Source organism: Zooshikella ganghwensis (assembly GCF_018263875.1).
GTDB classification, from domain to species: Bacteria; Pseudomonadota; Gammaproteobacteria; order Pseudomonadales; family Zooshikellaceae; genus Zooshikella; species Zooshikella ganghwensis.
Window position 1 is genome coordinate 79065 of the sequence record NZ_JAEVHG010000005.1, and the last position, 10279, is coordinate 89343.

The 10279-nt window shown below is 40.9% G+C and carries 8 protein-coding genes; all 8 read left to right on the forward strand.

Going from position 1 to position 10279, the window contains the following annotated elements; all coding sequences use genetic code 11:
* The first annotated feature begins 141 nt into the window (after positions 1 to 141).
* The 8 genes from KHS79_RS09500 to tssG all read left to right on the forward strand — a co-directional run bounded on the left by KHS79_RS09500 (position 142) and on the right by tssG (position 10256).
* A complete protein-coding gene (locus KHS79_RS09500) occupies positions 142 to 1482 on the forward strand; it encodes a S8/S53 family peptidase (RefSeq protein WP_212718536.1) in 1341 nt (446 codons plus the stop codon).
* A gap of 645 nt (positions 1483 to 2127) precedes the next feature.
* A complete protein-coding gene (locus KHS79_RS09505) occupies positions 2128 to 2832 on the forward strand; it encodes a hypothetical protein (protein ID WP_094787060.1) in 705 nt (234 codons plus the stop codon).
* Complete coding sequence (locus KHS79_RS09510; protein ID WP_212718537.1) at positions 2829 to 3731, forward strand: DMT family transporter; 903 nt, start codon at positions 2829 to 2831, stop codon at positions 3729 to 3731. Before KHS79_RS09505 ends, KHS79_RS09510 begins: the two co-directional genes overlap by 4 nt.
* A 462-nt stretch (positions 3732 to 4193) precedes the next feature.
* On the forward strand, positions 4194 to 6167 hold the full coding sequence (gene tssC, locus KHS79_RS09515) for a type VI secretion system contractile sheath large subunit (RefSeq protein ID WP_212718539.1): 1974 nt from the start codon (positions 4194 to 4196) through the stop codon (positions 6165 to 6167).
* An 82-nt stretch (positions 6168 to 6249) separates the two neighbouring features.
* On the forward strand, positions 6250 to 6819 hold the full coding sequence (locus KHS79_RS09520; RefSeq protein WP_027706630.1) for an Hcp family type VI secretion system effector: 570 nt from the start codon (positions 6250 to 6252) through the stop codon (positions 6817 to 6819).
* A 176-nt stretch (positions 6820 to 6995) separates the two neighbouring features.
* Positions 6996 to 7391, forward strand: coding sequence for a GPW/gp25 family protein (locus KHS79_RS09525; protein WP_027706629.1), 396 nt, complete (start codon positions 6996 to 6998; stop codon positions 7389 to 7391).
* 1 nt (position 7392) lies between these two features.
* Positions 7393 to 9216, forward strand: coding sequence for a type VI secretion system baseplate subunit TssF (gene tssF / locus KHS79_RS09530; protein ID WP_165773369.1), 1824 nt, complete (start codon positions 7393 to 7395; stop codon positions 9214 to 9216).
* Complete coding sequence (gene tssG, locus KHS79_RS09535; protein ID WP_212718541.1) at positions 9171 to 10256, forward strand: type VI secretion system baseplate subunit TssG; 1086 nt, start codon at positions 9171 to 9173, stop codon at positions 10254 to 10256. Before tssF ends, tssG begins: the two co-directional genes overlap by 46 nt.
* The last annotated feature ends 23 nt before the right edge of the window (positions 10257 to 10279 follow it).

The window sequence follows — 10279 nt, forward strand, 5'->3', positions numbered from 1 at the left end:
GGAGTGAAGATAACAAAACCTAGAAATCATTCGTGAAGGTTATACAAGCGGTAATAGTAAGGGTTAATGTTTTATTAACGTAACCTAATACACTTGTTGCATATTGTGACATTCATTGATCAATAATTATTAGGGAATCAGATGTATAACAAGCTAAAGCATAAGCGTATTTTTCAGTTAAATAATTTTACCGTTATAGGAATCCTTGTCTTTTGCTTATCTTTTGGTGTTCGTGCGGATCTTAACCAAGTTGATAAAGTCAAGCAGGCCGTTTCGGACTTAAAAACTATTGTTCACTGGCCAGGAGAAGACGACGTATCATCCCTTGTTTCTACATATGAAGGTGCAGAGCTTGATAAGTATCGTGGACAGGAAAAAGCCCGGTATTTAATGAATAAACTCAATATGCACCAGTGGGGAAATAAAATTACTGAGTTTAAAAACATGGTAGAGTTGTTGTTCTCCTTTGAAACAGAAGCATACCAAGCAGAAAATCGATACGGCGTGCAAGCAGCGTTGCACGCGTTGACACAATTTAAAACGTCAATCAATAGCCTGGTCACTCAGTACCATCCAGGTTTTAACCTTGAGTCGCAATGGCTCACTAGTCAATATCAAGGAGATGGTATTACAATTGCTGTGATTGATGTATTTGAGCCTGCACTGCTCGACAAGCAACGAACCCATTACCCTCAAGCGCATATTGAGCCTGTCCAGGCATTTGGTAACCCAGTGTCACTGAATCACGGAAATAGTGTCATTGATGTTATTTTAACCATTGCACCGCATGCCACGATTGTTCCTATTAGTGCTGAAGCAAAGACATATAACCAAGCGATGACTTATTTGTTAACAAGAAATGATGTACTGATTGTTAATATGAGTCGTGGATTTGCTGAAAAAGAGGGAGAGTTAGATACCACGTTTGCGACTTTATTAAAAAAGACATTAGTCAGTAAAATTGTTATTAAATCCTTGGGTAATACGGGAACAGACCTTGACGGAAGTGTAACGCCTTTACGACAACGTTTAGGTTTGTCTGATACCGGCAATTTATTTGCATATGATTTGCAACTTATTAAAACGTTTGTTTCTTCAGTTGAGTATGAAAAGTATGCCAGTAATTTAGTATTTGCGATCAACCTGAACACTTTTGCTGATGAGGTGGCGTTATCAGCAACCATACCAGGCCAAAATAACTTAGTTGCATACCAAAGTTTTGGTATTCCTGCAGAGGCTGTGTATAGCTGGGCGACCGATAACTATGAGTCTGGTAGTTCATTTGCGGCGCCACAGCTTACCGCAGTGATTGCTTTGCTTTTACAAGCAGAACAACAGAAGGCTGGCCAGTTTACATACGGCATAGAGCGTATTGTTGGTGCACTTAAACAAACGGCACGTTGCTCAGTACTTGACAGCAGTGAGTCGGGGCTAGGGCTAGTCAACGGTGATAAAGCATTGACCTTTCTTGTAAACCCTTAGCGATAGGGTAATCGCATATAAAAACAGTTTGTTATGGGTAAAGATTGTGCCAATCAATGCATGAATTAATTTATGCGTTCCGCAAGGATGCGGAAATCAAGTCTCCAAGGAAGGGTTTAAGGCTAATTATATGCGATTTCTCTGCTTGTCAAATATACCCTTCACGAATCATTTTTATGTGCGCTATCCATAGCGCTCACCCTAACGGGCCAGCGAAGCTGTACTAATGTGCTCCCGACACATTAGTAGGGTTTGTTGTCAGCACTCTTGACCACCGCCCCTAAAAAGCCTTCGTTTTGGGTATAGGCTAATGTGTTAGCTTAATAGTTCAGAAGTGCTATAAAAGGTGGTAATAAGTAGAAAATTACTCATTAACTAATAACGCTTTACTTTCTGCTGCAGATCTCATCTACTATATATACCTTTCAAAGAATCAATTTTAGACATGGTTATATTAATAATGAAGAGTATACCGTTACCTTAAAATAAAGAGTGTTTGGCTATAACAGTATATTCAAATTTGTTTTTTAACAATTTCCAGTGTGAATATTTCAACAGCAAAACAACAAAGCAATAAAATAACAAACAGTAAAACAATAAGAAGGAGCGTTATAAAAAGTTAAAAAGCTAATGCAAGGAGGCACCATGCCAAGACTATTGGATAATACCGCTTACTATCAAAGTAATATTGGTCATGAGATTATGAGTACGCATAATTTTGATGATCATATCATACGCTATCTTGCTCATGAGCAAGCCTTTATCTCAGGTATTCTAGCAAATCAATCTTATACAACACTTATTGAAATCGGTTGTGACAAAGTAAGGTCATTTGAAACGGCTGCAATGAATAACGTGAAGTATATTGGTATTGATATCAGAACAAAGTTAGAAGAACAATCAAAACATTATTTTTCACAATGTCATAAGTCAACTGCATCCTTTTTACGTGGGAGCCTGGTTGATATTGACGGAGTGCTCAATGATAAAGTTAATCATTCTGAACGCATACTATGCCTTTTTCCATTTAATCTCATTGGTAATGTTGAAAATATAACTAACATCTTAAGAAAATATTATATGACAGGAATGGATATTGTGATTTCTTCCTTTCAAACAGGGGAACCGGCTAACTCAATAAGGCGAGCATATTATCAGAAATGTGGGCTGGATATAGCCCAGGAAGTTGATGATGTTAATCATTATACATTCTGTTGTAATGACTTTCAGTCTAGCTCCTATTCTTGTGATTACATTCAGACTGTGGCTGGTCAAGTAGGATTTTCAGTGGAGAAAACGTTTAGTACCAACGTGTTTTATTTGTTTCATATGGTAAGGCTATTACAATGAATATGACGGGGGCAAAATTAGCGATAGTACTTGCATTTCTTTGTGTGTTGTCATGGAGTTTAATTCCTATTGTGGCCAAAATAGGACAGCATTCACTTGATGTTTTTCAATTTCTATTTTGGTCTAATGTCCTTTCTTCTGTTGTTGTGTTGGTATTTGCTTTGTTAAAAAATAGAAAAATAATGATAGCTGGAAGTGCGCGACAGTTTTTTTGGTGTGCACCATTAGGATTTTTGGGGTGTTTTTTTTATTACTTATGTCTTTATCACGGATATGCGGTTACGAATGGGGTAGAAGTTCTTGTTGTTCAATATACCTGGCCAATTCTTATTACGGTCATTTCGTTGCTATTTTTTAGTGAACGGCTCACCATGTTTGGAGGAGCGGGTTTGCTATTAGGCTTCCTGTCGGTAGTAATTGTTATTACAAAAGGTGATTTGACTTCTATCAAGGTGAATAGTCCATGGGTATTACTGGTTGTATTTCTTGGTGCCTTATGCTTTGCGCTTTTTTCAGTGCTTTCAAAGTATCAGAAAATAGATTCATTTACAGGGACCTTCTTTTTGTTTTTTTGGGGAGTATTTTTTTCGTCTTTGACATTATTTCAATGGAGTCACTTTTCACTTCCTTCTGAGGAAGCGTGGCTAGTCATTGTGCTTAATGGTGCACTTATTAATGGCGTGTCTTATATATTGTGGCTAACCGCACTGGCAAAAGCAGATGCCACTAAAGTTGCCCCTATAGTATTTTTGACGCCTATTCTGTCAACAACATGGCTAGTTTTGTTTTTTCAGGAGCCGTTATTGTTGAGTTATATTATTGCCATAGCTTTTTCAATCATATCAGGGTTGCTGGTATTGAGATCAATGGCCCCCCAGCCTGTCAAGGTAAACCATTAGTTATTGAAAGCCCACTTACTGTTGCATTATCATGATAATGCAACAATCCTTCCTAAGGTTAATCATCCCGTGTAATTTTGTGATCCTCTGACGTATGACTTACTAAGGCAAAGGCTGGGTAACGAACGTCGAACTGTTTGCCGCAAGGATGCGGCAACCAAGCTTCCATGGACGGATTTACGGCGTGTTCGATGGGCGTTATGCAGACTTTGGGTAAAAGGGCTTCAGAAAATACCTTTATCCGAGGGCCCTTAAGCAATAAAAAAGTCATATGAAGTATTATTCGTACTTTGATTTTATGCTCTACACTATCTAACATCGTTATAGCAAACAAGTATAAAAATTATAACTAGGTGGATTTTCAATTAAAGCAGATCACCCTTAAATCTGTCATTTTTATTAAAAACTGATGAAATGTTGACAGCAATTTATATAAAGGAATAAACCACGACGGAGTGCCTCATGTTAGGAAGCGTGCAGGAAAAGCTGAACAGGGTAAGACCACCTCGTGTTAAAATTACCTATGATGTTGAAACAGGTGGTGCCATTGAGCAACGAGAGTTGCCTTTTATCGTGGGTATCTTTGCAGATCTAACAGGAGACCCTGTAGAGCCATTACCACCAGTTAAAGTACGGAAGATGGTCGATATTGACCGGGATAACTTTGACTATGTGTTAGCCGCCTCCGCCCCAAGGGTCAAATTGTCAGCGATTGCCAATGAAGTTGACGGGCAAGGAAAGCTATCAGGTGATTTGTTATTAAATCAGTTAGAAGACTTTGACCCCTTATCGGTTGTAAAAAAAATCCCTAAGTTAAATGAAATATATGAGCAGCGTTGTCGATTGCGAGATATGCAAGCAAAGCTGGAGTCAAGTGATGCATTGACTCAGTTATTAGATGACATGGTCTCTGAATCACCATCTGATGATGCGACTAAAGTCAAGGATGATTTATTAGCGGCATTCAATGGTAAAACCGTAGAAGAGTGGTCGGCTGTAGAAACGAATGACACACTGAATAAATTACTGTCTCGGGATTATATGTTGTTAAATGAGCAACAACGATCCCATGTTTTATTATTATTAGGACAGTTTGTACAAAGTATAGTGTCAGTATTAGATGCAGTAAGTGCTAAGGGCGCATCGACTGCGTTACTGATTGACGATAGTATTGCTAAGTTGGATGATGTACTGGGACGTCAATTAAATCTGATTCTTCACTATCCACCTTTCCAGCAGTTAGAAGCCACTTGGCGGGGTTTATATTACCTTGTTTCACATACGGAAACAGGTCAATTATTAAAATTAAAAGTACTCAATATCAGTAAGCATGATTTGCTAAAAGACTTGGAAAAAGCGGTAGAGTTTGATCAGAGTGCCATTTTTAAAATGATTTACGAAGCAGAGTATGGCACTTATGGGGGGTACCCTTATAGTTTATTGGTGGGTGACTACGAGTTTGGACGGCATCCTCAGGATATTGAACTATTGATTAAAATGTCGAGCATTGCGGCGGCCGCTCATGCTCCCTTTATTGCAGCAGCAAGTGCCCAGTTGTTTGACCTCGATACGTTTACTGCGCTCGGACGGCCTCGTGATCTTGCCAAAATTTTTGAAAGTGTTGAAATGGATGGTTGGCGAACGTTTAGAGAAACAGAAGACTCTCGCTATGTATCTTTAACGTTACCGAATGTGTTATTGCGATTACCTTATGGTATGGATACACAGCCTGTCGATGGCCTACCTTTTGAAGAAATTGTCTCAAGTAAAAACTATAAAATGTTTTTGTGGGGTAATCCTGCCTATATGTTAGCAGAACGAATTACTAATGCATTCGCTTTATATGGTTGGGTAGCGGCTATTCGAGGAGTAGAAGGTGGTGGTGTAATCAGTGGTTTGCCAACCTATAAATACAAAACAGATGAAGGTGATATCGCTATGATGTGTCCTACCCAGGTAGCGATTACCGATCGTCGAGAAAAAGAATTAAATGACTTAGGGTTTATGGCAATTTGTCATTGTAAAGGATCAAATAAAGCCGCTTTTTTTGGTGGACAAACGACGAATAAACCCAAAAAATATATTTCGGATGAAGCGAATGCAAATGCGCAGATATCCGCTATGTTGCCCTATGTTTTATGTGCATCCCGCTTTGCGCATTTTATTAAAGTGATAATGCGTGACAAAGTGGGCAAATTTATGACGCGGGCTAATGTAGAGCAATTTTTAAATAATTGGATATCTCAATATATTCTACTTGATGATGATGCCTCGCAAGAAGTAAAAGCAGCTTATCCTTTACGTGCTGCGCAGATTCAAGTTACTGATGTACCTGGAAAACCTGGTGCTTATCGAGCAACCGTTTTTATTAAACCTCATTTCCAGCTAGAAGAGCTAACGACCTCAATTCGATTGGTCGCGGACTTGCCTGCATAATCTGAGATATACCTTACAACAAGGGTATGTCAGCAGATGGAGATGGTATCAGTGAGGTTTCAATTAAAATAGGAATGATGTCATGGATTTGATTTTATTAGAGCCAGGGAATAAGGAAGTTTTTGGTGGTGATGATAATAGTTGGACAACAGGAGGTAGTTTGATTGACCCTGTTGATCGGGATGAGATATTGAATTTTGGTCAGTGTATTGAATTAGTATCTGTCCATCAGGGGATGAAACAACAAGTCACAACAGATGTGAGTAATTCTGCACGCACATCGGGCAGACCCATTATTACCGAATTTACCTGTGTTAAGTATGTTGATAAAACCTCAGTTAAATTTTACGAATATTGTTTACGTGCAGAACCTCTGGGCAAAGGCACTGACCAACCCACAAAAATTTATATTTGCCGGAATTCAGGGGATAAAACCGCAAATATAATGACCTTCACGATTAGGGATGCCATTATCAGTGAAATACAATTTCAGTCCCATCCAGATGACATGCCAACGGAACAGTTTAAGCTGAATTTTACCGAAATATTGTGGGACTTTACTGTGCAAAATGCGGATACAACCCGAGCAGGTAAAAAGTCTTCTGGATGGAGTTTGGCTCGCAACCGGGTTATTGGTCAATTTACAAGTTAATATACCCGATACGAATGGTTTTTATACCCCAAGGGCACAAGGGTGTGGCTATGGAGTGACGAAGCCCCATGAGCTTATATTAATAGGTGATTGGGGTGAGGAGTGAAGATAACAAAACCTAGAAATTATTCGTGAAGGGTATACAAATAATATAATAAAGGAAATAAACGCAACACATGCGTTATTTATTAGAAAGACTGGACGTATTGGGAGAACTTAGCAAAGAAGATGTTTTGGAACTGGTCGTTGAAAATATAACACGTTTACTGAGTGTTGTACCTGTAACAGTGAAAACATCGGTTAATGCTCCAATCGATATTTTACATTTGGGGCTACCTTCGGTGGCGGATTTAGCCACAAACCATCGCAGTCAGTTACAGGTAATAGCGGATCGTATAAAAAAAATAATTTTAACGTTTGAGCCACGTTTACAAGATGTCGAAATTAGTTTAACGGACCAAAGTGACCCATTAAATCCGTTTACGATTTGCATAAATGCACAGCTTGTTTGGCAGTCTCAAACTATTCCAGTGCAGTTTTCTTTGCCTGCCAGTGCACTCAAGGGGGAGTAGCATGAGTTGGGGGGATTCGCACCCGCTGGCTGATTATTTCTATCGTGAAATACAGCATTTGCGGCGTGATGGTGTTGAGTTTGCAAAAGCGCACCCTGAATATGCACAAGCACTTGGCCTAAGTGCGGGTGTATCAGCAGATCCTCATGTGGAAATGTTATTACAAGGGGTTGCGTATTTAACAGGGCGATTGAATTATCGACTGGATGTTGATCGTAACCTATTGCCTGCCGTTTTATTAGATCAGTTATATCCTCATTTAGTCTCTCCTTTACCTGCTATGGTGATGGCTCAGGTTAATATTCAACCTGATGGCGCTAACTTTCGAGCAGGATGGCAATTGGCTCGTGGTAGAAATGTCTTTATTGAAACTGAACAGCGGCGAGGGGATCAAGTTCGTTGTCGTTTCCAAGTGGCGTGTGATACCCCTTTATGGCCACTGGATATTAAGCAAATCAACTGGTCTCCTTTGGCGGGTTTACCAGCTGAAGTTATTACGGCAGATGTCGTAGGTGGTGTACATGTTACCTTTGTCAATATGGGCGAAGATCCAGTTCAGACACTGCCACTTTCACAATTACGTTTTTATTTAGCAGGAAATACAACTCAGCAGTTTAAGCTTTATGAGCTATTGCATGAGCATATTGTATCGATATGGATAAAAGTGAATGAAGAGAGTTCATGGCGTAAATTATCAGCAGCATCGTTAGTAGGCTGTGGTTTTTCAGATGAAGAGGCATTGTTGTTAGATGAGCCAACGTCTTTTTCGGGGTATCGCTTATTGCAAGAGTATTTTGCTTTTCCTGAGCGCTTTTTATTATTCGATATTAAAGGCTTGGAGTTAGCCGGTGCCACTGACCAGTTTCAATTATTACTATTGAGTGACACAGTATTACCAGAGCAGCTGCATTTAACGGAAGAATCGCTGAAGCTAAACTGTGTACCTTTGGTGAATTTATTTAAACAACACTTGGATCCATTGCGAATGGATCATCATCATTACGAGTATCGGCTGGTAGCTGATTATTCCCATCATTCTTACTGTGAAGTGGTTAAACCAATTCATTTGGAAGCATTTCGCCCTGGACAGCCGGTCCGTAAAGTAGAGTCATATTTTGAGCTGAGTGATATTTGGCAAGTAGAAGACGATGATTACTTTTATCTTTGTCGGCGAGAGCTAAGTCAACGACCCGATATTCCAGGTACTGAGTTATGGATTAGCTTATTAGATCCAAGTTTATCATTGACCAACCCTGTGGCGGATACCTTAAGTGGATCAGTGTGGAGTACCAATCGGACTTTACCAGAGCAGCTTCGACAGGGGGATGCATTACAGCTGGAAGGGGCAGGACCGGTTAATCACCTTACGTTATTGATGTCACCCACAGCTTACCATCCACCACCACTGTTATCTCAGACACCTTGGTTACTTCTGGCCCAGGTGAATAACCTGCACTTATCTTTGCATGATAGCGAATCATTGTTAGCCAATCTTTGTCAGCTATTGCTGTTACATGGCGGAATGAGAGGGGAAGCTAACCGTAAGCAGATAACCAGCATTCAAAGTATTAAGGGTAAATCCGCTGTACAGCGGATGGGAAACGAGTTATGGCGGGGATTTTGTCAAGGGATAGAGCTGACCATGACTGTTAATGAAACCCAGTTTGGTCAAGGCAGTCCCTTGTTATTGGGTGAGATATTGCAGCATGTACTTGCCCGTTATGTGAGCAGCAATCATTTTGTGTCATTAGTGTTACACAGTAAGCAACGGAAAGGCCTATGGAAACGCTGGCCAGCTCAGGTTGGCGAACAACTCATCCTCTAGTATCACTGTGGCAGCAACAGCCTCTACTGATTAACTTCTATCAGTTAGTGAGGTTGCTCACTTGGCAAGGAGGAGTGCATGACGATAAACCAACCGATGAAAAAGAAAAGCATCATAGCCTTTACTTTTCGGGGGGCTACTCACCGGCTTTTCCAGCCAGTGAAATTGAGTTTATTAAGCCGCGCACTGAACAGCCAGGCTGGCATATTCGAGTCAACAACTTTAGCTTGGCTGGCAGCCATGGACCGCTACCAAACTTATTTTGGGATGCCATTTGGCGACGGCAGCTCCAGGGACATCAGGTTACCAGTGACTTTCTGGATCTGCTGCAACAACGCTTGCATTGGTTACGCTGGGCGGTTAAATCACACTGTGTACCTGGGTTAAATAACCTGCCTCCCGTGCAGTCAACAGTAGGGAAAAGTCTCGCAAGATTGGCTGGCTGGTGTGATGTAAAACAGGTGAAAGGGCTAGCAGCACGGCAACTGCTTGGTTTGGCTGGCCTGCGGCTAATGCAACGCAGTAACTCTGACAGTTGGCGACGAATAATCGCTGCTTTGGTGAAAGCGCCAGTATCAATACAGCCCCTGCATGGCTGCTGGCTGACAATACCTGCCAATGAGCGCTTATATATGGGGCAGACATTAACAGCAAACAGTTTTATTGGCCGGTATTACTGGCGTCAGCAGGGGGCTATTCAGCTTGAAATTGGGCCACTGCCATACACTCATTTCTGTCGTCTGCTACCGGGTGAGCAACGTAATGAAACGTTACGACACTGGTTACTGGTACTGACAGGCGGTGGGCTAAATTGTTGGCTGGTACTCTCTCTGGCTGAAGATACTGCGCCAGACAGTACACTCTCTCACCCACAGCAGCAGCCACTGTTTCATGGATTACGCCTCAGTCATACCGCCTGGCTAGCAGCTTCATCGTTGAAGAAAAAACGAGATCGAAACAAGCCACAAGCCAAAGCAATGGTGCCGTCACGATTCTGGTTATACCAAGTGGATAATAAGTGTGATGGTGATGAAGATTGAGACTAGATGATGGTTGATAGTCC

Coding starts and splice junctions, on each gene's coding strand:
- KHS79_RS09500 (WP_212718536.1), top strand. CDS start 142: ATGTATAACAAGCTAAAGCATAAGCGTATTTTTCAGTTAAATAATTTT.
- KHS79_RS09505 (WP_094787060.1), top strand. CDS start 2,128: ATGCCAAGACTATTGGATAATACCGCTTACTATCAAAGTAATATTGGT.
- KHS79_RS09510 (WP_212718537.1), top strand. CDS start 2,829: ATGAATATGACGGGGGCAAAATTAGCGATAGTACTTGCATTTCTTTGT.
- tssC (WP_212718539.1), top strand. CDS start 4,194: ATGTTAGGAAGCGTGCAGGAAAAGCTGAACAGGGTAAGACCACCTCGT.
- KHS79_RS09520 (WP_027706630.1), top strand. CDS start 6,250: ATGGATTTGATTTTATTAGAGCCAGGGAATAAGGAAGTTTTTGGTGGT.
- KHS79_RS09525 (WP_027706629.1), top strand. CDS start 6,996: ATGCGTTATTTATTAGAAAGACTGGACGTATTGGGAGAACTTAGCAAA.
- tssF (WP_165773369.1), top strand. CDS start 7,393: ATGAGTTGGGGGGATTCGCACCCGCTGGCTGATTATTTCTATCGTGAA.
- tssG (WP_212718541.1), top strand. CDS start 9,171: ATGGAAACGCTGGCCAGCTCAGGTTGGCGAACAACTCATCCTCTAGTA.